We start from the raw sequence: 24222 nt of genomic DNA on the forward strand, positions 1-24222 counted from the left end.
CCCCTTACAACGATAGCAAATAAGCAGACAGTTTTTCCTTTTGATTGTAATTTTCTCTCAAATATGCCTGTGCGCGGTTGACAAAATTTCGGCGCACAGAAACATCTCCCAAAAGCTCTGTGATATACCTGCAAAGGGCTTTTGGGTCGTCATCCACAAGGACTTGCTCTCCATGGATAAGCCCTGTTCCCTCGTTGCCGATTGTGGTAGCGACAACAGGAAGCCCGTTTACAATGGCGTTCACCGTCTTTAATTTTACGCCGGCGCCATATCGCATGGGATTGACAAAAACACTCGATCGTGCATAGAGCTCATCCAATTTCTCCGGTGTATCATGGATCTCTACATTGTTATAATCACTTGTCAGCTTCTCAATCCACGCAATTCCTTGTTTCCTGCTGTTCCCGGCAATAATCAGACGATACCCCTCGACATCCCGCGTCAGATGCGGATGCACTTTCTGCAAATAAAAGCGAACAGCGTCCTGATTGTTAATCATGAACAACGACCCTATCAGCAAGACCGTCTTCGAATCCAGTGCCTGTTCCCTGTATTCCGTCTCAATTGCCACAGGCAAAAATGTCGCATGGATTTGGGGATATGCTCTTTTGTAGCGAAGCATTTCATCATAAGAAACAAAAGCGATATTCGGGAGGGAACGAACGACAGCAACATCTATTTGCTTATACTTGAATGCATCCAGAAGAAAGTACACTTTTTTCCAAAGGACGCCCTCACTGCTCGCAAGCCCTTTGAAATAAACATAGTTGTCATTGTTCATATGCAGCATCGCTTTATCATAAGACAACCTTGGATTCTGCAAAATAAGCATGGCAGCAGTATCATCAACGATCAAGTAATCATATTTACCCTCTAAGCCCACATGTTTTAACTGTTCTCTTGATTTCAGCTGTAACGGAAGAAAAGAAAATATATCGACGATGCGGTTCTTGCGTGGACAAAGAAACAAGTTCCGCACATATTTTTTTACTTCGTCCACATATTCCTGCTTTGGCGATTCTTTCACTGTGCAGATCAAATCTACAATACATCCCATCTGTCGTAAGCATTTGATGCGATTCCATGAATCCACCCGATCACCATGATCCGGTGGGTAGACGAAATCACAATTCACCATCAGTACGGTTTTCCCTTCAAATCCACCCAAAATCTTCACCCTTATCTACTTGAGGTATTTTTCCGGAACATCATAATCTTCTGCTTTGAAATAGATAACCTGTGTTCCCTCATTTTCAAAGAGGAATGGGACATACAGTAAATCCTCCAATTCGTTCAGAACACGTTCCTGCTTATCCCTTTCCACATAGAATAGTAAGAAACCACCGCCGCCGGCTCCCAGCAGTTTTCCGCCTGTTGCCCCTGCCTTCATCGCTCTCTGATAGATACGGTCAATGGAATCTGTAGAAACAGCATCTGAGATGCCGCGTTTCAGATTCCATGTATAGTCAAGCAATTTCCCGAACTCGTTCAGATCTCCTTTGGAGGTCAGAATCTCCTCAGACTGATCGACCAAGGCTTTCATTTCAATCAGATTCTTAATCTTGTTCGCGATATTTTTTTCTGTTTCCTTCTGTATCTCCGAAGAAAAGCGTGAGAATCCTGTAAAGAATAGCATGAGGTTGTCATTAAATTCTTTTTTTCGCTGATTTGATATGATAAGAGGCGTAACCTTATAGCCGTTTTTGTCCATATCGATGCGGTTCAAGCCGCCAAAAGCCGCCGCGATCTGATCCTGAATCCCGCCGGCCTCACGGCAGAGAACGCGTTCCACGTAAATGGCTTCATCCGCCAGCCGCCGTTTGTCTACACGTTTTCCCTTCAGTCCATAGAAAGCATTCAACATGCCGACTGCAAAGGAAGATGAGGTTCCAAGTCCCGTCCTCGCCGGTAGATCTGCCTCGTAGGAAAGGCGGATCTCGTGCATGTCCTTAAACTTCATGAGGTTACGGATCAGCGGGTGTTCAATATCATCTACAGTTTTAACACGTTCAATATTGGCATAGGAAAACTCGCTGGAATACTCAAAGAACGGCGGCAAATGACGTGCCGTCACATAACAATACTTATCGAAGGTCGTCGATAAAACGCTCCCTCCATACTGCTCATAGAATTCTGCCATATCCGTTCCGCCGCCAAAAAACGACATACGAAAAGGCGTCTTCGTTATAATCATTTGCCCACCTCGTTTATTGTATACGTCCCTGTTTTAAAGACTATTAGACCTTTTCTTTATGTAATTTCTCATAGACAATCCCCTTTACCGTTTTCATATAGCTACATATATCTTTGAATTCCTGCGTCCGATGAAAGAACAATATCTGCATCGCCCCCATCAGAACTGCAATCAGCAAGCATTTTACAACAAGATAAAGATATGTATCAGGAAGTGCTAAATAGTCAACCATGATATATATCAACAAAATTTCTACCGCGACCAACAAACTCCATCTAAGATGACTCCACAAGTACGACTTCATACTTCGCTTAAAGATAATTCGAAATACAAATTGTACACGGCCATAAACGATGCACAAAAGTCCTGCGATTGTCCCTATCATAATGCCAACAATGCCGTAAACGTATACGAGTCCTATGGAAAGGAATAAATTTACAGCAGCAGATGCAACCATATAGCTGCGATCATTATCAAACGTCCCATGCGTACTGCGGAAATTATATGCGTTTTCAAACTGTATTCCCAATAATGTATTAACAGCCAAAGCAATGGCATACGCCTCCGGCAACAAAAAATCCCCACCGAAGAACGTTCGCATGAACGGCTGCAATACAACTGCATAGATGCACGCAATGTAAGCGCCCCAGAACAAGTACATCATATCCAACATACGGTATACTTTATAACTTTTCTCTTTATCCTCAGCGTAGATCAGATTTCCGACACTGGGTATGATCCCCTGCAGTATTTTATACATGATGGAATTGACTCCCGTGTAAATCAGGATATAATTTGAGAGCAATCCTGCCATGCGGAGTCCGAGGACGGTCGAAACGACAATGGCATCTGTGCCAAAATAGATGATATAAGAAAGCTTATGTACGAGAAAGTTTCCAACATCTGTAAAGAATTTACGTGCACGCATATCTGCAACTGTCACCTTTACCGAATGCAGAAATGGATACATTTTTCCCGCCTTACGATGCAGGTAGACATTCGCAATAATATTGAAGGTCAGACCCGTTGCCGCATAGAGGAAATAGTCCTGCCACACAATAACCGCCAAAAACTTGACAAGATTCGAGCTGAGCGTACATGCAATATCCGCACGTGAGCAAACAAAATCCTTTTGATTTGCTGTAAAAAGTGTCCTGCGATATGCCAAAAAATAAGAACTGAGAACTGTCCCTATCTGTATCACATAAACGAACTCAACATAGTACCACGAGATACTATCATCCTGTACAATCCATGGGAGGAAGAAAAAGAGAACAACGCCGACCAGAAAAACGAACGTGCCTATAACGAGATAAATATACCGATATACACTCATCAGCATATTGATTTCTTGCTCATTTCCATTTGCAAACTCACGATAAAGACCATAGCTGATGACAGTACTGACGCCAAGCTCCGCCAAGGACAATATCGTGAGAAGATTGGAAAACAGACCTTCCAGGCCGAGCAGCTCGATCGGCATATAACGGGTAAACGCCTGTCGCAGCAGAATGCCAAGGACTGCTGCCAACACGTAGAACACCATCGAATACGCGCTGTTTCGCAGGACATTAAGAACTCGCATTAGCTCCGATACAACCCCTTGTCTAAAATATTCATGTATTCAAAAGGTCCATAATCCGCCAAACGCCGAATGCGCGCTGAAATAGAAATCTGAGAAAGCCCTGCAATCAGTCCATCACATGCCGCCAGTGTGTACATATCACGCAATGCCTCAAGGCCATCCAGATAATGTGTATTCTCCCGATCCAACGCATCCAATATTGCAAGACGAACACCTTCTCCTCGGTGCACATCTTCATAGTAGAGCAATCGTTCTCCATAACGTTCCTTGAACGCCTCAAGCCTCGTATTATCATCGGTTGCAAGGAAAATATGGGTAAATCCACCTTCTTTGTCCAAGACATCATCAATTGCGGAGAAAAAATCCTCCACCGTCACCATATTGGGATGTCCTTCCCATTGGAGTGCGAAATCCGTTCCACGAACATGAACCCCTAAAACCTTTTTCTCCGACTCTCCCCGTGGAAGGAGTTTCCAAAAGCTATTCTCAAAAAAACGCTTTGTTTTTTCATTCAGATGGAGATGCTTGCGGGCCACACCTGCCAATTTTTTCAAATATTCTTCATTGACAACATATCCGACAGGCGCGTCAGGATTCAAATTTCCTAGATCATATTCAATACGCGAGAAATGTGGCAATTCAAGAAAGAAAACGCGACTGCTTTCATATACATCTGAAAGAGATACATCTGTTGGCTGTGAAAAATAATACTCAAAGGCATTATCCGTCCCATCGATCAGATGCGCCTCTCGATAAATACAACTGTCGTGAAATTTTATAACCGGCGTAAACCCCAACCGTTCTGCCTCCCAAAGAGCATATAACATATAACGGTACATTGCCCCCATAGCACCATTGACTTCAATAAAAAAAATGTTCTTATCCGGATGTTTTTCTCCATAGGACTGCAAATGAAGGGAATTTGGATTATGACCTATCGTCATGACATTATTCACAAAGGTCGCGTCATTACAATGACGTAAAACTCTCTGCAGATAATTCACTTTGGGATGTTTCTTTAGGAAAGTCTTTATATGCTCGCTAATACGATACTTCCAATAGAACTTATTCACAGCCATTTCTGACAGGAACTCCTCTCTTATAATAAGGACTCTATTCCTTAGCAACTTTATAATATGTCGAGAAAAGAGCTTTTCTCATTTTATTAGCTGTAAACTCTGCTTCATAGAGAGTTCTAGCATTCTTCCCCATATTAATCAATGATGACTTATCCAGTGAGTCCAAAATTTCTTGCAAAGATTTGCCGCCATCATCCAATTCGAACAACCATCCGCTTTGATTCTTGTGAACCAACTCTGGCAGGGCTCCCCGATTACTCGCAATCACCGGAGTTCCATTGCGCATAGCTTCAACCGCTGTAAGACCGAAGGCTTCCCATCGGGAAGGCATAATAAGTGCATCGCAAATGCTATAATACCCGTCGATCTGTTGATAGTCGACCCATCCTAAGAAAGTGACCCGATCATCTGATACGGATATCTTCTGATCCTGTACAACAGAATCACCAATCACATATAAATGCACATCCTGTCTTGATACGTTATAATGAAATTGCTCCAAAAGCCAATCCAGTCCCTTTTGCCGATCCAATCGACCTACAAAGAGAAGGTTTATCTTATCCGGATCAAATCCGAGAATTTCTACAGCTGGCACTGCTCCAAGAACATCCGCCCCATTGTATATGCGCAACATTTTTTTTGAGGGAATACCAAATGCAATCGCGGCATTTTGCTCGTAATCCGATACATTGATAATACAATCCGTCACGTATGATAACAGCTTTTCCACAAGAGCATATATTTTTTTATTTCTGAGAGATGTTTCTCTCAGAAATGCCCACCCATGTGCGTTATAAATGATTTTTTTCTTTCCTTTGGGCAGAAATAGATAGGGAAAACGTACAAAAACACCTGCCCATGTGCTGTGAACCATCAATATGTCAGGCTCTACTTGGCAAATCACTCTCCAAATGCGAACCATAGCCCGAGGAATATTCAAGAGAGTTCTTGCATAGGGATAGTAATATACTTTTGACGATGGAAGTTCCCATCTTTTTTCCGACATAGGATGGCTCAATACTAAATAGTCATCTATATCGTCCGGTGTTTCACCAGAGAACAACGTATGCAAATAGGTCGCCACGCCGCCTTTTACATACTCTCCAACATGCAACACCTTCACAATCGACCTGCCCCCTTATAAGGTTTAATACGCACCTTTTCCTGTAAACACCGTTTTTACCGTTTTAAACAGATATACCAGATCAATCCAAACAGACCAATTGCGTACATACCATGTATCCATAGCAACCCGTTCCTCATAGGTCGTATCGCTGCGCCCGTTTACCTGCCACATCCCCGTGATGCCCGGCGGAACCATGTAATACTCACGGATATAGTCCCCATACCGCTCAACCTCTTTTGTCACAATAGGGCGGGGGCCGACAAGACTCATATCGCCCATCAGCACATTCCAGAGCTGGGGCAGTTCATCAAGGCTTGTTTTACGAAGAAACGCCCCAAGTTTTGTAACACGGGGATCGTTTGTAAGTTTGAAGGACTCCTCCCACTCTTTCCGGGCTTCCGGATTCTTTGCAAGGTATTCTTCCAGACGTTCCTGCGCATCCGATACCATGGACTGGAATTTATAGCAGGGAAAAAGCTTCCCGTTCCGTCCCACGCGGCGATGCGCGAAGATGATACGCCCCTTATTGTCAATCCCAACGAGAATCGCCAAGATCAAAAGAATCGGCAAGATCAAAAGCCCGCCGCAGATCGTAGCAACAAGGTCAAAGATACGCTTTGCCAGACGATTCCTCCTCCGTGCAAGATTGTTGCGGATACTGAGCATAAAGACTTTTTCGGTATAGAACGGCTCAACACCGACATGTCCCAAAGGAAGCATCATCAAATCAGGAACAAACAGAATATCCCGAACAAGGGGCTGAATCTTTGCGACAAGTTTTTCAAGACGCTCACTGTCCATTCCCGGTGCTGTAATGATGACGGTCTGTATCCCGGAATCCCGAATAATGGTCTCAGCATCGCTCACCTTGCCCAATAATAAAAATTTTTGCGGCAGCATCTCTGAAATCGGGTTATCGTCCAAAAGACCGACAACCCGGTAACGATAGCCCAAATCGCCTTCAAAGAACTGAAGGACAAGCTCTGCTGTTTTGCCGGCGCCGATGATGATAACGGGCTTTACAAACGTCTGTGTCACCTTAAGGAGCTTCATCAGGACATAGCGCACGGCATAGACGTTGAACAACGCAAGGCATCCAAACAAAACGACATAGAGACGTGATGCGAGTATGCTTGCCTCCATAAAGTAAAGTGCCACAATACAGGTGATAAGCGCATACAGTATGGCATAGAAGATCTGCCGCACCGTCTCAAGGATCGGCTGCATCTTTGTATAGGTTTGCGCAATCCCGAGGAAAGCGATAAAGACGAGCGGAATCCAAAAGAAGAGATAGGCATCGGGAACGTGATAGGATGTCCCCATAAAGAGCCCATAGAGGTCATGCAGACCAAATGCCATCTTCTCCGCAAGGAGAATGGCAGCATAATCGCAGATAATAAAAAGCAGAGGGGCACATATTCTGCGTATGCGATCCGGAATCTGAGTTCCCGTATGCATAAATATGCTCCCCTCCTTTTCTGTATTATGCTTCGCGTCGATAGACACGTAGACTATAGCCCATTGCAATAAGAATACCAACCACAAAGCCAATCGCCACAATCAACTTCTTGCGCGGCGCAACAGGCTTATCGATATCCGGTAGATTCGCCATATCTACAATCTGGATATCCATACTCTCCATGGCTGCCTGAATCTTATTCTGCTCATACTGTTTGACGAGATTCAAATACACCTCATTCTTGATGGTCGAGTCCCTCTTGAGGCGCATATACTCCATTACATCATCCGGGAAAGTTCCCAGTTCTTCTTCCTTCTTGGCCTGTTGTTCTTTCAGGGCGACAGCACTTGCCTTTGCAACAGCAAGATTAACCGAGGCGAGAGCACGGTTACTGAGCATCTGCGATTGCGTTGGGTTGAGCGTTACCGTATTGGACTCGACCGTAGCCACAACCTCCGAATGAAGGAGGTGTTGCAGCTGCTCGAGTTCCTTGCGCGCTTGCTGGACGCTCGGATGCAGTTCGGTGTAATTCTGCTCAAGGCCCACGATTTGAATCCGTTTGGCAACAATCTGATCACGGATCTTCTGTACGGTCTCATTATCCGAGATGTTATATGCCTTGCTCGCAGATTGTTGCTCTCCAAGCCGCTCATTCGCCGCATCAAGAGATGCCTGCGCCGACCGTGCTGCAACCTCCACCTCGCCGATCGCCTTATCGAAGGCTGCCATCTGCTCGATTGCAGCCCTAGCCTGATCATCAGGGCTGTATAGCTTATGCTCACGACTAAATTCTGCCAGTTTCGCCTCCGCCTCCTCGACATCACGCTTCGCCTGTCCTGCACGATCATCGAGGAACATCATGAGAAGGGACTGCGTCTGCTGGTTCATATTCGTCTGCATGAGGAGGAAGTTATCAACAACCGCCTGTGAGATACGCTGCGCGTCTTCTGGCGTCTCCCAAACAGAAGTCACTTCGATTAAATTTGTCCCCTTGGTATTTTTTATCTCAAGATATTTTTTTGCAAACTTTTTTTCATCAGGTTTCTTATCTTCTTCAAAGTCAAGACTGTCAATGATTGGTTCTAAAACTGTTCGTGATTTCATGAGTTCAATGTAATTCAATGTGGGTGAAGAAACATTGCCTCCTCCAAGGAGTGCCATCGCTGCTGCAGCGCCTGAAACATCAACTTTTGCAGCAGTACGCGTCTGAACCAATGTCGTAGACTCGTACTGTTTTGGTAGAATGAAAGAAATTACGAGCGCCATAAGCGTACAAATTCCAACAATGCCGAATATAACAGGCTTGTGATCACTCATTATCCGAAACAGACGTCCGAGGTCGATCGAATCTTCATTGCGTTCCATAATTCAATCTCCTCCCGACTTACTTCGTCAAAGCCTTATACATCGCCCACACATTCACATATGGCAGGACATCCTCATCAAGCTTAATCCCATTGGAGCGCGGTACATAGACGATGTCGCCATCCTGCAGAACGACATTCTGTGTGAGGTCGTGTTTTTTGATGTAGTTCTTGATATTCAAGGTCTTATAGTACATGGTATCGCCGACAACACGCAGTACCTGCACCTGCGTACTGCGTCCACGACGCTTAATGCCTCCCGCAGAGGAGAGCGCCGCATATGCATTGAGATTATCGGCAGAGAGTTCGTGTATCCCTGGCGAGCCGACTTCCCCCATGACATAGACCTTGCGTGGTCCGTAGGAACGCATGATCAGTGACATATCCGGGAAGCGCAGATATTGCCCCATGCGCTCCATCAACACAGCCTTCGCTTCATCAAGGGTAAGTCCGGCAAGCTTCACCGATCCGACGTACGGAAGCTGTGCGTAGCCGTCGGGACCGATCATGATATCGCTCATACCTGCCCCCTCCGGTAGTCCAATGACCTGGATATCAATGACATCGTATTTGGTCAGGCGATACGTCTCAAGCAGGCGATCCGGACGAAGAGTTGCTGTCTTGAAGTCACCGCCCTCAACGATATGATGCGGCATATCGTTCCCTGCTATGGAGACAGATGTGCTCTCTGACGCCTGTACAGTCGGTGCCATGATCCCAACACTCCCAGCAACGACAAAGGCACTGAATACTGTGAGGCCTTTCTTCCATATCATCGTAGACGGCTCCTTTTCTTATTATGACCTAGTTCCAATTATACAAAATTAAAGTAAACTGTCAAGGTGTTGCCCTTCGTCAAAAGAATTCCATTGTTTTGAGCAAAAAGACCCAACCAAAAATAGTAAAGCAAGACAGTGCACTGCTGTATACGACACAGTTGCCCGCCAGCTCCGCATCTGCCCTCATCTGCTGTGCCATGGCAAATCCAGCGACGGCACAGGGTGTGGAAAAGATAGCAATGAGCGTAACGAGTTCAACATTCCGAAAGCCAAGTGCAATTGCAAGTGGAAGCACGACGGCTGGTACAATGATGAGGCGTGAGGTTACCGAGAAGATCAGCTGCCGCAGGTGTGTGTGATAGCTGCCGCCGTGGAACGATGCACCAAGGATGATGAGGGCGACAGGCGTGGTCGCTGCCGCAATCTGGGCGACGGGTTTGAGGACAGGCGCAGGGATCGGCAGCTGCACGAGGCGACACAGTGCCCCTGCAATCGCGCCGAGTATCATGGGATTCATGAGTACGCTGCGCAGAATCGGCAGAAGGTCGAAACGTCCGCCGCGAAAGGTCTCAAGCACAAGCACGCCGAGTATATTGTAGAGCGGAACAATGACGGCGATCATCATGGTTGGGATCGCAATCGCCGCATCTCCAAAGATATTAGCGACGAGCGGAATGCCCATGAGGACGTAGTTGCCGCGAAAGGCCGCCTGGATCATCGGACCGCGCCGCGCGTTATCAGGCTCAATGCGGCAGACGATGATTCCGAAGACGAGAGCCGTGAGGAGCACTCCGCCCGCACCGAAGATCATGAGCAGTGGCTGAAACGCTGTCCCCGGATCGGAGATATAGATGTTGTAGAACATCATGAAGAAGAAGAACACACGGAACACCATGCTGTTCACATGCAGGAGTTCTTCCTCACTTAGAAAACGAGACCGCTTCACAAAGACGCCGACCGCCATCAGGCAGAAGAGAGGCACGACGCCGCCGAGTGCGACAAAAAAATTACTGAGCACAAAAACGCCTCCCCACCCTACCCTGTATTATAACAGGAAAGAGTAAGAGAGGCAACGAAGAAAAGAGGGTCCTCAAAGAGTTGAACGCATTTTTCTATAAAGCTCAATTTTCACAAATCACCATTTTCTGCTCGCGGAATGTGACAATCGTGAGATCAAATGCGCATGCAAGCTCACGGGCGCGGTCATAGTTGCGCCCAACCCCCTCTGGGACGTGGGCATCCGAGCCGATGGTAATGTACCGCCCGCCGAGTTCGTGATAGCGGCGGTAGACGGGCGCGAGTTCTTTGATGCCGCGCGGTACGGAAAGGCGGCGCGTGTTGATCTCGATGGCAGTCTCCGTCTCGATGAGGGCACGCAGGACGGCGTCGATGTCCTCCGTAAAGGCGCCATACGAAATCTCGGGGTTGTCAAACGGTGCGTTGCGCGCGATGTAGTCGATGTGGGCGAGCGCGTTGATAAAGGGATGCGCATAGATCTCGTCGCGCATGACGGTGAAGTATTCGTGATACATCTCGCCCTTTTCGCGCCCCTCAAAGGTCTCGGGATAGTAGAGATCCTTCACATCCAGAAAGTGAATCGATGCAAGCACAAAGTCAAACGGGACACGCCGCAGGAATGCGGCGTTTTTTTCGCGCGCACTTGCCATCATCCCCATCTCGACGCCGAGCGAGAGCGTCCCGTCCGCGCGCAGGGGTTCATACTTTGTCCAATACGCCTCGGGATCGAAAATAAACTCCTCCGTGCCCGCCGATGGAAAGTCATAGTCCAGATGCTCGGTAAATACGAGTCCGAGTCCCTGCTTCGCCGCCTCTCGAAGCGCATCCGCCGCCTTCATCTCAGAATCAGCGGAGAACTCCGTATGAACATGGCTGTCAAAGTACATCGTTATCCCTCCAAGCGCCCAACCGCATCGGACAGGCGTGCAAAATCCGCCAGGGAGAGCTGCTCGCCGCGCATATTCTCCGCAATACCTGCCGCCGCGAGTCCCGCACGGCTCATCTCCTTGGTCAGTCCCGCACCTGTGAGCGCATTGAGCAGGGTTTTGCGCCGCTGGCCGAATGCGGCGCGAACAAGCCGGAAGAAGAGTTTTTCATCGTGCAGCTGAACTGTGGGCACGTCCTGCGCATGACAGGCAATGACGGCACTCGTAACCTCGGGCGCGGGCAGGAAGGAGCGCGGCGGCACTTCCATGACCATACGCGGCACGGTGAAATACTGCACGGCAACGGAGAGTGCGCCATAGTCTTTCGATCCGGGGCGCGCCGTCATGCGGACGGCGACTTCCTTCTGTACCATGGTAACCAGGCGTTCAATGGGCAGTCTTTGCTCGAGCAGGGTCATGATGATCGGTGTGGTGATGTAGTAGGGCAGATTCGCAACGACCTTGAATCGTTCTCCTGCACGAAGTCCCAGAGTCTCAGGAATATTCAGCTTCAGAATATCACCCGGCACGATGGTCACGTTGTCATAGCCCTTGAGCGTCTCCGCAAGTACGGCGGGAAGTTTTTTGTCCAGCTCGACAGCAACGACGCGCGCACCACTCTCGGCGAGTCCCTGCGTGAGCGTACCGATGCCGGGGCCGATCTCAAGCACAATATCCTCTGGGGAGAGTTCTGCCGCGTCGACAATGCCCTGCACAACGCCTCGATCCACGAGGAAGTTCTGCCCAAGGCGTTTGCTCGCACGCAGGTGAAAGGCGCTGAGAATATGGCGCGTAACCTTCGGATCGGCGATCACTGGTATGCTGGCGTTCATCATAACTCCTCTATGGCGGATATAAATTCCTCGCGTGTGACTCCATACGTGTTGAGACGACGGAGAAATGTCTTGGCGTTCGCAAAGCCAAGTCCAAGGTGGCGTCCGAGACGTGCGCGTCGTGCGGCGGCGTCGTCTGTGCCTGTCAGTCCGTGCATCATCATATCGCTCATTGAAAAGATCTCGGCGGGGGCATCCATCGGTGTCCGCACCTTTTCGAGCGCCGCACGGATCGCGTCAGGACTCGCCTGCTCGACGCCAACATCGCCATCACTCACATTCGTCGCGTCCTCGACGGGGATGAAGGCATGACGTGCATGCGGGAACATCTCCGTGAGACGCGCGCGGATGCGCTCACCGACGGTATCGGGGTCGGTGAGGACGATGATGCCGCGCTTCTCATACGCGGCGCGGATATTTTTGATGGCGGCGCTGCGCAGACGGAATCCATCCGTGATGATGCAGTCCGCCTCCACCGCACGACGCACCGCCAGTACATCCATCTTTCCCTCGACGATGATAACTTCTTTAATCACAATCGGCTCTTACGCTCCTTGCTCTCATGAGTCACAGAATTCGCCCCTTCCACCTCGCTTCGCGTGGTCCCCCTGCTGACCTGTCCAAGAAGCAAGTCCGTAGGACGAAGCTGATTGGGAAACAGGTCGTATGCGAAAACGTCCCAAGAACACGAGCGTCCGCGAAGTGTGATTGGTTGACGTTGACCGCTCCCCCGTTGCGACGGGGGAGGCTTTTTACTTCTCCACCATAACACAAGACAGGCTTGATGGAATTATGCGGATTTCTCAAGTAGATCTTTTGCTACAGGGGCTTCATAGAGGACAAAGGGATCGATGTCAATACATTTCGTCGCGTCGCGTTTTCCTTCGAGATCCCATGCCACTGAACCATTCATGACAGTCATCGTATTCACAAAGACCTGCCGGTCACGCAGCCGTGCGAAAACGCCCGTAGCCATGACAAGCTCTGAAGCATCGTAGCAGTGTACCGTTCCGTCGTTGAAATAAGCATAGACGATATAGTTGTCACCAGGGACAACCTGCAGTACCTCCGGATAAAACTGTGAATCCATCGTACTCATCTCACAGCCGCCTCGCAATTTCCCCATACAGGCTCTCATGTATCTCCGTGATCGGCAGCGGTTCCCCATCCACACTCGACGGAATCCGCACCCAGCCGTAGCGCTCGGCGAGGAGGACGTAGGCGTCATGGGCGCGTTCGAGGTAAGCGGCGTCGCGCTCGTGGATGTCAGGCGCTGCGCCCTTTTCCATTGCACGCATGGCGATGAGACGCTCCGCCGCGCGCGGCTCCATGTCGAGGAAGAATACGGCATCGGGTACAGGCAGCCCCATCTTTCGGAACTCAAGATCGTAAAGCCAGTCGAGATAGGCATCACGCTCCGCCGCATCCGTAATCTTCACCGCCTGATGCACCATGTTCGACGTGGTATAGCGATCGGCAAGAATAATGGCACCCGCCTCATAGTCGCGCCCCCACTTCATCCGATAGGAAGCATAGCGGTCAACGGCAAAGAAGGTCGACGCCGCATAGGCATTCACATCGTCCGCATGGGCGCCGAAATCGCCGCGCAAATACATCCGCACAAGCATGGACGAGTCCGCCTCGTAGTCGGGAAAGGTCACGGGCACGACGCGGTGTCCTTCACGCATAAGTCGCTCGGCTAAAAGCCGCGTCTGTGTCTCCTTGCCCGAACCGTCTCCCGCCTCGATGATAAAGAGTTTTCCGTTTGCCATATCAGCCTTTCGCAATCACCATGAGTGTTCCGAGCGACGCATCCGCCGCTCCCACGACGCGCGCACCGATGGTCTTCATCGCACCGAGATAGCGAAGCGTCTCCGCATCAATCCGATCGCCAGGCGCAAGTACGGGAATGCCCGGCGGATAGAACACAATCGTCTCCGCCGCAATCCGCCCCTCGGCGTGCTCCACCGAAACACGCTCACCGCGTGCAAAATACGCATCGCGCGGCGAAAGCACCGTCTCTGGAATCGGCGGCAGTGCCAAAAATGACGCCGCGCCACGCGAGGTGCACAGCGGTGCGCACGATGCCGCCATATCCCGCAGCGCCGCAAAAATCCGCTCTACCTCACGCGCTCCGTCCGCATAGGACAGGAGAAGCAGCACATTCCGCGCGTCAGCAAGCTCGCACGCGACATTGCGCCGCCGCAGCTCTGCCTCCGCCGCAAAGCCCGAGAGTCCGAGTCCCGTGACCTGCACCGTGATCTTCAGCGGATCAAGCACTGTACATCCAGGCGCCCCTGTATACTCTGCGCCGAACGACCAAAGCCCCGGTATCTCGTTGATACGACGACGCAAATCGTTCGCCAATCGAATTGCAGAGGCAAGACACTCTCGCCCCTCCTCTGTCATCTGCTCTCGTGCCAGATCGAGTGAGGCAAGCAGAATCTCATTTGGACTCGTGGATTGCATAATCCCCGATGCCGCGCGAATACGCTCCGTCGGCACACGCCCGCCGCGTGCGAGCAGCATTGATGTCTGCGTCAGCGAACCGAGCAGTTTATGCGTGCTCTCCGCCGAGAGATCCGCACCTGCCTCCATCGCAGACGGCGGAAGTTCCTCAGAGAACGCGAGGTGTGCCCCATGCGCCGCATCCGTGAGGAGGAGCATATCGTTAGCATGCAGGAAATCCGCGATCGCCGCGAGTTCCGCTGCCACACCGTAGTAGGTTGGATAGACGAGAAGCACCGCACGCGCCTCAGGATGTGTGCGCACCGCCTCTTCCACCGCCTGCAGCGACACCCCCATCGCAATCCCGAGCCGCGTGTCAATCTCCGGCTGCAGATACACAGGGCGCACGCCCGTGAGGATCATCGCCCCCACGATGGAGCGGTGCACATTGCGCGGCACAAGTACGACATCACCGGGCACAAGCGACGCCATGAGCATCGTATGGATCGCGCCCGTCGTCCCATTCACCATAAAGTACGCCGCATCGGCTCCGTACACCTCTGCTGCCAGCTTCTCCGCTGCACGAATACAGCCCGTCGGCGCATGGAGATCATCCAGCTCCGCCGAGAGCGAGACATCGGCACACAGCCCCTCCTCTGTAAAGAAGCGGCGCAGAAGCGGATGCGCTCCACGCCCGCCCTTGTGCCCCGGCGTGTGCATGGGCAGGACGCCGAGCCCCGCATAGCGAAGCAGCGCCTCAGCGATAGGAGCAGTCAATTGTCATACACCATGCGGTTCTGCACGCGCAGATGCACCTTCGTCCCCTTGCCAGGCTCGGATAGGATCTGCAGTGCTGCACCAATGATCTTCGCACGCTCCTCCATTCCGATCACGCCGAAATGACGTCCGCGCTTCTGGCGCTGTGTCTCCATATCAAGTGCGTCGTCCGCATCCTCCTGTTCCTCAGATATACGGCTTGCATCGAATCCGACCCCATCATCCGCAATGAGCACCGTGAGTGCCTGATCCGTATAGTGCATGCGCACGCGTACTTTGTCCGTCTTGGCATGGTTTATGACATTGTTCAGTGCCTCCTGTACAATGCGGAAAATCGCGATCTCCACATGCTTTGGCAGAGAGTAATGTGCCCCCTCGAGACTAAATGTCCCACGCAGCTTCCCACGCTCGCCAAAGAGGCGGATGAGCTGCTCCACCGCCTGTGGAAGCCCGAGATCATCGAGCGCCATTGGACGCATATCAAAGATAATCTGCCGCACACCCGTGAGACATTTGCGTATCTCCTCGCGCATCTCCACGAGCGTCTTCTTCGCCTCGTCCATATCCTTGTCCATGAGGCGCTCCGTGATCGTCGTCGTAAAGAGGACATTCGCAAGATCCTGCGCCGGGCCATCGTGAATCTCGCGCGAAATGCGGTAGCGCTCCTCCTCCGTCGCCTTGATGATGCGCGCACCAACGAATTTGTCCTTCTGCACAGCCTCGATCTTCCAAAGTACGCCGCTGACCTGCGTGCTGAGATAGCTAAGTACCGATCCGATCGAGAGCGCCATATGCTCGGCACGTGCCACGACGTTATAGAGATAGCGCAGACGGATCTCAAGCTTATCCCGCTCGACGCGCATTGCCTGTTCCTTCTCGCGCTCGATCGCAAGATTGATCTGAATGATCGAGACCGCCTCATATGTCTCGCGGATCTCATCCTCCGTATGCTCGGCGAAGTTCTGACTGACCTCTGCGAGTCGCTGTTTCGCCTTTTGCTCATCAGCTGCAAGTGCATCCACGCGCTCGATCGTCTCTGCAACGCGCTTCTTGAGCTCCATCAGGCGATCCCGCGCATCATCCACCTCGTTGCGTGTGTTCTGATAGATGTCAAAGATCTGTGTCTTATTGTCCTCGATCGTATCGATTGTATTGGTCAACAGCCTGCGCAGCTGCCCCTCCTCGATACCCTCCACCGGCTCTTCCATCATACGCTCACTCTCACGCCGCCATCGTTCACTCGTACGCATCGCATCCTCCTATCCTCTGTCTGCGTTCATTGTACCCCATTTCCCCCTAAAAGTCACGCAGAGTTCTCCCTTGCATTTTCCTAAAAAAATCGGTAAAATACCAGAATGGAGAAAAGCGCTCTGCGCCAAAATATAAACGAAAGCACAGGTGAACCCGATGAGCATATTCTCACGCTTCCTCCCGAAGCGCAAGCCACCCGAACTCAAGAACAACATCCCGAAGGAAAAAGAAAACATCCGCAAGACCTTCGGCATTTACTGCAAGAAACACCACGGTCCGAAAGAAGGGAAACTGTGCCCCTCCTGTACGGCACTCCTCGCAACCGTCTTTACGAAGATGGATCGCTGCCCCTATGGAATCACGAAACCCATCTGCGACCGCTGCGACCGTCCGTGTTTCGGCACGAAAGCAACGCAGGAATTCCTCACGATCATGAAGAGCACGCAGAGCGGCATGCTCCTGCGCCACCCCATCATGACAATCAAGCACAAGATCGCAGGCATGGGCGTCGACTATGCGAAGCAGCAGCAGGAGAAAAAGGCCAGCGATCGTGTAAAGGCTAAGGAAAAGGCTGCAAAGGAACGCGCAAAGGAAAAAGAGAAGAAAAATAACGAATAGATAAAAAGGCTGTGTCGAAGCGAAAACTTCGTACACAGCCTTTTCCATATCCATTTTATGCGAGGTTCTTGATGTAGTCCTTCAGCTCGTCCGCCGCACGTGTCACGCGAGAGAGGTTCGCCGTGATCTCCTGTGTCGACGCCGCCTGCTGCTCGCTGATGGAGCCGGTCGTCTCGATGGACTTGGAGATATCCTCGACGGCGCGGTTCATCTCGTTCAGTGTCACCTGGATGCGCTCCGTTGCCTCGCGCGACTGCTCGGCGAGCTTGCGCACCTCCTCAGCAACAACGGCAAATCCGCGTCCCTGCTCACCAGCACGCGCCGCCTCGATGGCAGCATTCAAGCCGAGCAGGTTCGTCTGACCCGCGATATTCGTGATAAAGTCGATGACCTTAATCGTATCCGCATTGCGCTCCTGCAGGAACTTCGCCTGCTTGACAGACTCCTGCCCCGCGTGTGCAAGCTCTGTCGCGCTCTTTGCGACCTGCTCAATTGCCTCATAGACCGTCTGCGTCGAGGTTGCGATCTGCTCAATCGCGACCAACAAACGCTCGTGGTCAACCTTCGTCTCTTCTGCCATGTTCTGCATCCTCCCTGATTTTACCCGGGTCTGAATAATTTCATAACGTGTCGTTCGCTATACTTTTATTCAACATATATAAGAAAAACCCTTCTCCGATAAAAAATTTATATGTTATTTCTCCGGCATCAGAATGATGTTCACGGGGAGATTCGATGCGCCTGGCGGCGAGTACTCGAACTGCACGGGCTGTGCACTCGCATAGGTACCGAGATCGGAGAGCTCCGTATACTGCGTCAGGAAGAGCAGGCCCTCCTCGCGCGCCTCGGCCACATTCGGCGGCTCCGGCAGTGTTTGATCGCCGAAGTAGGGACGAGTCGCAGGCGTCTCGACCAGCCGCCGATTTGCACCGTTCTCCGCGCGCATCGCCCCCGCATAAACACCGCCGAGAGGGCTCAGGAAGTAGCGTGTGTTCTCCCGGCCGGCCGTGGGGATGCTGATCTGGTAGAGGATGCCGTAGTTGCCGTAGTTGACAACAGACGAACCGTCCGTCGCATCAATGCCCTGACGATAGACATCGTGGAGATTATCACCGATTGGGAAGTAGACGGCGCCATCCATCGACGGACGGTAGATCTTCTTTGACGTGATGACGCGGTTCATCCCGCGGAACGTGCCGCGCAGCGCGATCTCATCGCGCGGCAGGACACGTGCTGTACGGAGAAATGCGAATGGATCGACATCTGCACCGTACATGATGACAGAGACACGCACGGGGGCATTCGCATGGAAGTCATAGACACCATAGACGAGCTGTCCCGGCGCGAGCACGGTCGTATCCATCTCCGGCACGAGGAGACGTGGGCGTTCCTTCGTCACATAGATACGTTCGTTCATCTCGTGCGTGTCGAAGTAGCCGATCTGTGTCACCTTGCCGACATGCAGATAGTCTGCACTCGGCGGCGCTGCCGCCCCACGCGTCACGGAGACCGACGCAAGCTCTGCATCCGTCTCGAGGACGACAGCAACCTTTTTCGGCTGCGACGTATCGTTCAGATGATAGTAGAGCACACGCGCATCGCCCGTCACTATATCCCGATAGAGGACGCCCGTCTCCTTGACATACTCCGGACTGTCCGAGAAGAGCAGCGTGCCGCCCGTATCGTAGGACTCTGTCGGCCAGCGGTGCATGAGACGTGATGTGCCCGACGAAAAGATCCGATTGCGCGGCAGCTCTGTCGAACCAAGGATACTGGCAACACGGTCGCGAATATTTGCCTGCGCCGCACCGCGCTCACGCAGAACCGTCATATTCTCACCGCGCCCTGCGGCATATGCCTGCCCTGCTGCACAGACTAAGGCAAGCGTCAACGCTGCCATTTGATGAAACATTCCCTTTTTCATTTATCTGCAGTACATTCCCTTCACTCGTTCATTCGTTATTTGCAATCAGTGCCCTGCGCAGTGCAGCAATGCCCTCACGTATTCCCCCCGGCATCTCTGCCAGCCGTACATCGAGGCGTGCGGCAGTCTCCGCCTTTATGAGGCGCAGGCGAAACTCCGTCAGGCCAAAGCGCGGCGGCGGGATATTGACACGGCGCAAGAGATACGGATTCGTCTCCAGCGTGTTCAGCCCCGCCTCACCCGTCACAGCCGTCAGATACTCCTCCTCGGCAAGCATGGCAACGACGCCCGCATCATAGTCCCCGTTCGGATAGGAGAAACTATAGATCGTCTTCATTCCCTTCCACTCGAGCATCAGCTTCGAGAGGCGAAGCTCCTCGCGCTGCTTCTCCCGCGAGAGCGTTGTGAGCGGCAGATGATTTGCTGTGTGGCTGCCGATCTCCATGCCACGCCGCTCCAGATCAAAGAGGTTTTCCCACGTCATATAGTTAGGTTTGCCGATATCGTTCGTGACCACGTAGAAAACCGCCTTCATGCCGCGCTCCTCGAGCATTGGCAGAACAACGCGGTAGTTGTCCTCATACCCATCGTCAAAGGTGAGGATGACCGGCTTCTCAGGCAGCTGCTGTTTTCCCTTGCGTGCACGTGCATAGTCCTGCGGTGTGATGGTCGTATAACCCTCCTCCCGGAGTTCATCGAGCTGAGCAGCAAAATCCTCGGGAGGTACCACGTACGGTTTCGCCCCGGGGCGCGGATTCTCTGTCACCATATGATACTCGAGAATGGGAAATCCTGCCGGCGGCACGGCCATCAGCACCCATGCCATAAAGGCCGTGAGCAGAAGCACAAGCAGCGGCAAGCCCTTCAAGAATAGACGCACGATTCTGCGGATCAAACGATTACCTCCTCTGCCGCCCTGCGGATCTTCCGCAGACGGTGGCTCATACCTGACTTGCTGATATGACAGAGTGCGGCCAGCTCTGCCATCGTGACCTCCGGATGGGCACGCCGCATCTCCGCAGTCTCACGCAGATCCTCCGGCAGTGTGTCGAGCCGCCCCTGTGCCACGAGTTGTTCAATCGCTGCCAGCTGGTCAGCCGCCGCATCTACAGCACGTTGGAGATTCGCTGTCTCTACATTGACGAGGCGATTCACCTGTGCTCGCACCTCCTTGAGGTTGCGCGCCACCTCGATCTCCTCTGCCGCCTCCTCCGCGCCGATGAGTGCAAGGAAATCCATGACGGCATCTCCCTCCTTGAGATAGACGACGTAGGTGTCATGCCGATCGGTCAGCCCCACAGGGAAGTGCAGGCGGCGCAGGAGCGTATGCAGTGCCCGTCCCATGACGGCACTCCTCGACGTGATCTCGAGATGGCAGCTTGCCTCAGGCCGGTTCACACTCCCGCCTCCGAGAAATGCTCCGCGCAGATAGGCCGCACGGCAGCATTTTTTACGCAGGAGCTCCATATCCGTCCCCGCACGGAGATCCTCGCCCCCCGCCCGAAAGCCAAGGCGCGTGAGCAGAGGCGTAACCCCTTCGCCTGCAGCAATATTGACAATGTATTTGCGGCGTCGCAGCTGTGGCATGCGTTCCATTGCAACCGAGGTAGCAATCGCCGCATCCATGGAGCGCAGGAGACGGATGACACGACGTGCGACAGAAGCACTTGCCGCCTCAAAGCGCAGTCCCAGGCCGCACTCTCCATCCGTCACCATGGATGCGCCCATACGCAGGAGTGCGGCGAGCTCTGCCGTCTGGCAGCAGCTGTGCTCCGTATCTGTGCGTGCGAGTGCATTCTTTACATCCGAGGCAAAGGACGGCATGTCAATTCACCCGAAAATCATAGACCATGCGCATGACGTTGCGGCTGAGCTTGTCCGGATCGTGCCGCACGGCATCCGACTGGTTGATGATGTCCGCCGCGACGAAGCCAATGCCGAGGGCATTGATTGCAGCCTCATCCACGACAACGGGAGCAATGCCATCTGCTGCATACTTTTCCAACAGATCATCCGCAATCGGTGCATTGTTTACAAGCATGAAGTCAATTGCGCCGCGGCCGGCATGGCGAATAATCGCCTCGGCATGCATAGATGCCGTGTACCCATCCGTCTCACCGGGCTGCGTCATGACGTTGCAGATGTAGATCTTGAGGGCACGGCTCTTTCGGAGTTCCTCCGCCACACCATTTACGAGGAGATTTGGCATGATACTCGTATAGAGGCTGCCCGGACCGAGGATGATCGCGTCTGCCGTGCGGATCGACGCAAGGGCGGACGGTACCGGTGCGACATCCTGCGGATGGAGACGCACGCGACAGATGCGTCCCGGCACCTCTGGGATACGCGACTCACCTTCGACCACAGTCCCATCCTCGAGGATGGCATCAAGACGAACGGACTGTTTCGATGCGGGAAGCACACGGCCTTTGACCGCGAGAACCTTCGAGGACTCGCGCAGCGCCGTCTCCATATCGCCAGTGACCTCCGCCATTGCCGCGAGAAAGAGATTGCCGAAGCTGTGCCCCGCAAGGTCGCTGTGCCCTGCAAATCGATACTGAAAGAGCTTCTCCATCAGCGGCTCTGTATCGGCAAGTGCAACGAGGCAGTTGCGCAGATCTCCCGGTGGGATGATGCCCAGCTCCTCACGCAGCCGCCCCGAGGAACCTCCGTCGTCTGCAACGGTCACGACGGCTGTCACATTGCTCGTGAGCTCTTTGATGCCGCGCAGGAGCACGGATAGGCCATGCCCTCCGCCGATCACTGTGACCGCGGGGCCACGGCTGAGGCGTGTCTTTTCATAGACGAGATCGACGAGACGGGCCGAGGTTCCCTCCGGCATGAGCGCCGTGATGACAGAGCGAATGACATGACGCGTCGCCAGGAGCATGAGGAGCGTGCCAAGCAGCGCAATCAACGCCCCCGCAATCGCTGTGAATCCATAGTCATAGCTGCCCTGCCAGGTGTAGACGAAGCGAAAGATCGCCTCCTCTATGGTGTCGATGTATTTGTAGTTAAAAATCAGTGCAGCACCGAGCCCGACGAGGAGTGTTCCGATGGCAAAGACGAAGAGCCATCGCTTAAAGCCCATGCCGGGATAGAGCCATTTTATGAGATGCATGTATCAGCCCTCGCTCACATGCTCATGCACCTCGTTCTTCATGAGATCGCGGTGCTCGAGATGCGCCTCATATCTGTCCTTGATGCGGTCATAGAGATGCTTTGCAATGAATACACTGCGGTGCATACCGCCGGTGCAGCCAATCCCGATGACGAGCTGACTCTTGCCCTCCTTCACATACTGGGGCAGGAGGAAGTCAATCATTCCATCGAGATACTGTTCGAACTTCTGCGTCACATCCCACGACTCAATGTAGGAGGAGACCTGCGGAACGGTGCCGCTCTTATTGCGCAGCGAGTCGACATAGAAGGGGTTCGGCAGGAAACGCACATCAAAGACGAGATCGGCGTCGAGAGGAATGCCGTACTTGAAGCCGAATGAAAGGATATTGACGTCCATCTGTGCATTTCTGCCCGGCGTATCATAGTGCTGACGGATGATGTCGCGCAGCTCAGCCTTGCGCAGGCGTGAGGTGTCAATCAGCTGCGTGGCACGTGCGCGCACAGGAGCCAGGCGCTCGCGCTCGCGTGTGACCCCCTCTGAAATCCGCGCATCAGGCGCGAGCGGATGCGGACGGCGTGTCTCCTTGTAGCGTCTGATGATAACATCGTCAGACGCCTCAATGAAGAGCAGTTCATATGCGATATCCCCGGCATCGAGTTCTCCCAGCACGCGGACGAAGTCATCAAAGAACTCGCGGCTGCGCGTATCCACCACGATCGCCGCACGACTGATCTGCCCGTGCGTCTCGCAGCAGAGATCGATGAATTTCGGAATAAAGACCGGCGGCAGATTGTCCACGCAGAAATAGCCCAGATCCTCCATATAGCGTGCTGCAAGCGACTTTCCTCCGCCCGACAGCCCTGTTACGATCACCGGACGGAACTTCTCCGCCACGCGCTTCGGTTCTCCCATCACAATTCACCTCACAGTACAAATTTCTCAATCGCGAGTGCAATTCCATTCGCGTCATTCGATGCTGTCACATAGCTGGCGCGCTCCTTCGCCTCTGGCATACCGTTCTCTGGAACCACGGAAAAGGCACCCATCTCAAGCATTTCAAAGTCATTGTCCGCATCGCCCGCGACCATGACCTCATCGAGAGTCAGCCCCATCGCATCTGCCAGCGCCTGCACACCGACCGCCTTGTTCACCCCCGGCGGGTTGATGTCGAGACTCGTGCCCGTATTCTGCTGCGGCAGGATGCGATCGCCGAAACGCTCCTGTACGGCATTGAGATAGGAACCGATCCCTTCGTCCAGATTGCGCAGAACGATCTGAGGGACATTCTCTGTGTAGCGGAGATAGTCATTCCCCACTCCTGTCACAGTGAAGTTCGCAGTTGTACGATAGGCGTCAAAGTATTCCTCAATGTACGCAGGTGCATAGATCTCCATGCCGCTGTACCAGTTCACATACCAATCACGATCGTAGACAAACGTCAGCAAATCCCGCACGAGCACAGGGTTGAAGTACTCTGCGAAAACAGGCGTCCCCTCTGCTCTCCCGACATAGCCGCCGTTGCAGCAAATGACAGGCGCATCGGAGGCAAGGAGCCGTGCAAAGTAGAGCGCCGAGTGCAGCATACGCCCCGTTGCGATCGTCACCATAACGCCGCGTGACATGGCGCGCGCAATGATATCCTTCGTACGGGTTGTGATATGCTTGTCCGAGGTGAGCAGCGTGCCATCCAGGTCAAGTGCTATGAGTTTGATCGCCAT

At 52.5% G+C, this 24222-nt stretch carries 24 protein-coding genes; 1 reads left to right on the top strand and 23 read right to left on the bottom strand.

Features of this window, described 5'->3' with window-relative positions; translation table 11 throughout:
* Window positions 1–4 precede the first annotated feature (4 nt).
* From HMPREF1992_RS08815 to HMPREF1992_RS08890, 16 genes are all read right to left on the bottom strand, one after another.
* Complete coding sequence (locus tag HMPREF1992_RS08815) at window positions 5–1168, bottom strand: glycosyltransferase (protein WP_156023450.1); 1164 nt, start codon at window positions 1166–1168, stop codon at window positions 5–7.
* 15 nt (window positions 1169–1183) lie between these two features.
* Window positions 1184–2194 (bottom strand): GHMP kinase, encoded by a 1011-nt coding sequence (locus tag HMPREF1992_RS08820; protein ID WP_021685544.1) that lies wholly within the window; start codon window positions 2192–2194, stop codon window positions 1184–1186.
* A 43-nt stretch (window positions 2195–2237) separates the two neighbouring features.
* On the bottom strand, window positions 2238–3725 hold the full coding sequence (locus tag HMPREF1992_RS08825; protein WP_196801402.1) for a lipopolysaccharide biosynthesis protein: 1488 nt from the start codon (window positions 3723–3725) through the stop codon (window positions 2238–2240).
* A gap of 53 nt (window positions 3726–3778) precedes the next feature.
* A complete protein-coding gene (locus HMPREF1992_RS08830; protein WP_021685546.1) occupies window positions 3779–4858 on the bottom strand; it encodes an O-fucosyltransferase family protein in 1080 nt (359 codons plus the stop codon).
* A gap of 34 nt (window positions 4859–4892) precedes the next feature.
* Window positions 4893–5981, bottom strand: coding sequence for a glycosyltransferase (locus HMPREF1992_RS08835; protein WP_051290508.1), 1089 nt, complete (start codon window positions 5979–5981; stop codon window positions 4893–4895).
* A 24-nt stretch (window positions 5982–6005) separates the two neighbouring features.
* The gene (gene wbaP / locus HMPREF1992_RS08840) at window positions 6006–7442 is read right to left on the bottom strand and encodes an undecaprenyl-phosphate galactose phosphotransferase WbaP (protein ID WP_037359362.1); all 1437 of its coding nucleotides are present in this window, start codon (window positions 7440–7442) and stop codon (window positions 6006–6008) included.
* Window positions 7443–7467: 25 nt separating this feature from the next.
* On the bottom strand, window positions 7468–8808 hold the full coding sequence (locus HMPREF1992_RS08845) for a GumC family protein (RefSeq protein WP_021685549.1): 1341 nt from the start codon (window positions 8806–8808) through the stop codon (window positions 7468–7470).
* A gap of 19 nt (window positions 8809–8827) precedes the next feature.
* A complete protein-coding gene (locus HMPREF1992_RS08850) occupies window positions 8828–9583 on the bottom strand; it encodes a polysaccharide biosynthesis/export family protein (protein WP_021685550.1) in 756 nt (251 codons plus the stop codon).
* Window positions 9584–9662: 79 nt separating this feature from the next.
* Window positions 9663–10604, bottom strand: a complete 942-nt coding sequence (locus HMPREF1992_RS08855; RefSeq protein ID WP_021685551.1) for an AEC family transporter — start codon at window positions 10602–10604, stop codon at window positions 9663–9665.
* A 103-nt stretch (window positions 10605–10707) separates the two neighbouring features.
* Window positions 10708–11490, bottom strand: coding sequence for a histidinol-phosphatase HisJ family protein (locus tag HMPREF1992_RS08860; protein WP_021685552.1), 783 nt, complete (start codon window positions 11488–11490; stop codon window positions 10708–10710).
* Between the two features lie 2 nt (window positions 11491–11492).
* On the bottom strand, window positions 11493–12362 hold the full coding sequence (rsmA, locus tag HMPREF1992_RS08865; protein WP_037359369.1) for a 16S rRNA (adenine(1518)-N(6)/adenine(1519)-N(6))-dimethyltransferase RsmA: 870 nt from the start codon (window positions 12360–12362) through the stop codon (window positions 11493–11495).
* Entirely contained in the window at window positions 12362–12898 is a 537-nt protein-coding gene (gene rnmV / locus HMPREF1992_RS08870) for a ribonuclease M5 (protein ID WP_021685554.1), read from the bottom strand. The genes rsmA and rnmV overlap by 1 nt, the downstream gene beginning before the upstream one ends.
* Window positions 12899–13152: 254 nt before the next feature.
* Window positions 13153–13452: a DUF2442 domain-containing protein gene (locus HMPREF1992_RS08875; RefSeq protein ID WP_196801403.1), complete on the bottom strand. Its 300-nt coding sequence runs from the start codon at window positions 13450–13452 to the stop codon at window positions 13153–13155.
* Between the two features lie 10 nt (window positions 13453–13462).
* On the bottom strand, window positions 13463–14134 hold the full coding sequence (locus HMPREF1992_RS08880; RefSeq protein ID WP_021685556.1) for a dTMP kinase: 672 nt from the start codon (window positions 14132–14134) through the stop codon (window positions 13463–13465).
* Window position 14135: 1 nt separating this feature from the next.
* Entirely contained in the window at window positions 14136–15587 is a 1452-nt protein-coding gene (locus HMPREF1992_RS08885; RefSeq protein WP_021685557.1) for an aminotransferase class I/II-fold pyridoxal phosphate-dependent enzyme, read from the bottom strand.
* A complete protein-coding gene (locus tag HMPREF1992_RS08890; protein WP_037359372.1) occupies window positions 15584–16837 on the bottom strand; it encodes a sensor histidine kinase in 1254 nt (417 codons plus the stop codon). The genes HMPREF1992_RS08885 and HMPREF1992_RS08890 overlap by 4 nt, the downstream gene beginning before the upstream one ends.
* Before the next feature lie 157 nt (window positions 16838–16994).
* On the opposite strand from HMPREF1992_RS08890, the gene HMPREF1992_RS08895 reads away from it, so the two are divergent.
* Window positions 16995–17456, top strand: a complete 462-nt coding sequence (locus tag HMPREF1992_RS08895) for a nitrous oxide-stimulated promoter family protein (RefSeq protein ID WP_021685559.1) — start codon at window positions 16995–16997, stop codon at window positions 17454–17456.
* 55 nt (window positions 17457–17511) lie between these two features.
* On the opposite strand, the gene HMPREF1992_RS08900 is transcribed toward HMPREF1992_RS08895, so the two are convergent.
* From HMPREF1992_RS08900 to HMPREF1992_RS08930, 7 genes are all read right to left on the bottom strand, one after another.
* The gene (locus HMPREF1992_RS08900; protein ID WP_037359375.1) at window positions 17512–18036 is read right to left on the bottom strand and encodes a methyl-accepting chemotaxis protein; all 525 of its coding nucleotides are present in this window, start codon (window positions 18034–18036) and stop codon (window positions 17512–17514) included.
* A gap of 114 nt (window positions 18037–18150) precedes the next feature.
* Window positions 18151–19380, bottom strand: a complete 1230-nt coding sequence (locus HMPREF1992_RS08905) for a hypothetical protein (RefSeq protein WP_021685561.1) — start codon at window positions 19378–19380, stop codon at window positions 18151–18153.
* Window positions 19381–19408: 28 nt separating this feature from the next.
* Window positions 19409–20275: a polysaccharide deacetylase family protein gene (locus tag HMPREF1992_RS08910; protein ID WP_021685562.1), complete on the bottom strand. Its 867-nt coding sequence runs from the start codon at window positions 20273–20275 to the stop codon at window positions 19409–19411.
* A complete protein-coding gene (gene whiA / locus HMPREF1992_RS08915; RefSeq protein WP_021685563.1) occupies window positions 20272–21204 on the bottom strand; it encodes a DNA-binding protein WhiA in 933 nt (310 codons plus the stop codon). Before whiA ends, HMPREF1992_RS08910 begins: the two co-directional genes overlap by 4 nt.
* 1 nt (window position 21205) lies before the next feature.
* Window positions 21206–22501: a YvcK family protein gene (gene yvcK / locus HMPREF1992_RS08920; RefSeq protein ID WP_021685564.1), complete on the bottom strand. Its 1296-nt coding sequence runs from the start codon at window positions 22499–22501 to the stop codon at window positions 21206–21208.
* 3 nt (window positions 22502–22504) lie between these two features.
* Complete coding sequence (gene rapZ / locus HMPREF1992_RS08925) at window positions 22505–23416, bottom strand: RNase adapter RapZ (RefSeq protein WP_021685565.1); 912 nt, start codon at window positions 23414–23416, stop codon at window positions 22505–22507.
* Window positions 23417–23427: 11 nt separating this feature from the next.
* Window positions 23428–24222 (bottom strand): Cof-type HAD-IIB family hydrolase, encoded by a 795-nt coding sequence (locus HMPREF1992_RS08930; RefSeq protein ID WP_021685566.1) that lies wholly within the window; start codon window positions 24220–24222, stop codon window positions 23428–23430.

Origin of the sequence: Selenomonas sp. oral taxon 892 str. F0426, assembly GCF_000468035.1 — a bacterium.
Classification (GTDB): domain Bacteria; phylum Bacillota; class Negativicutes; order Selenomonadales; family Selenomonadaceae; genus Centipeda.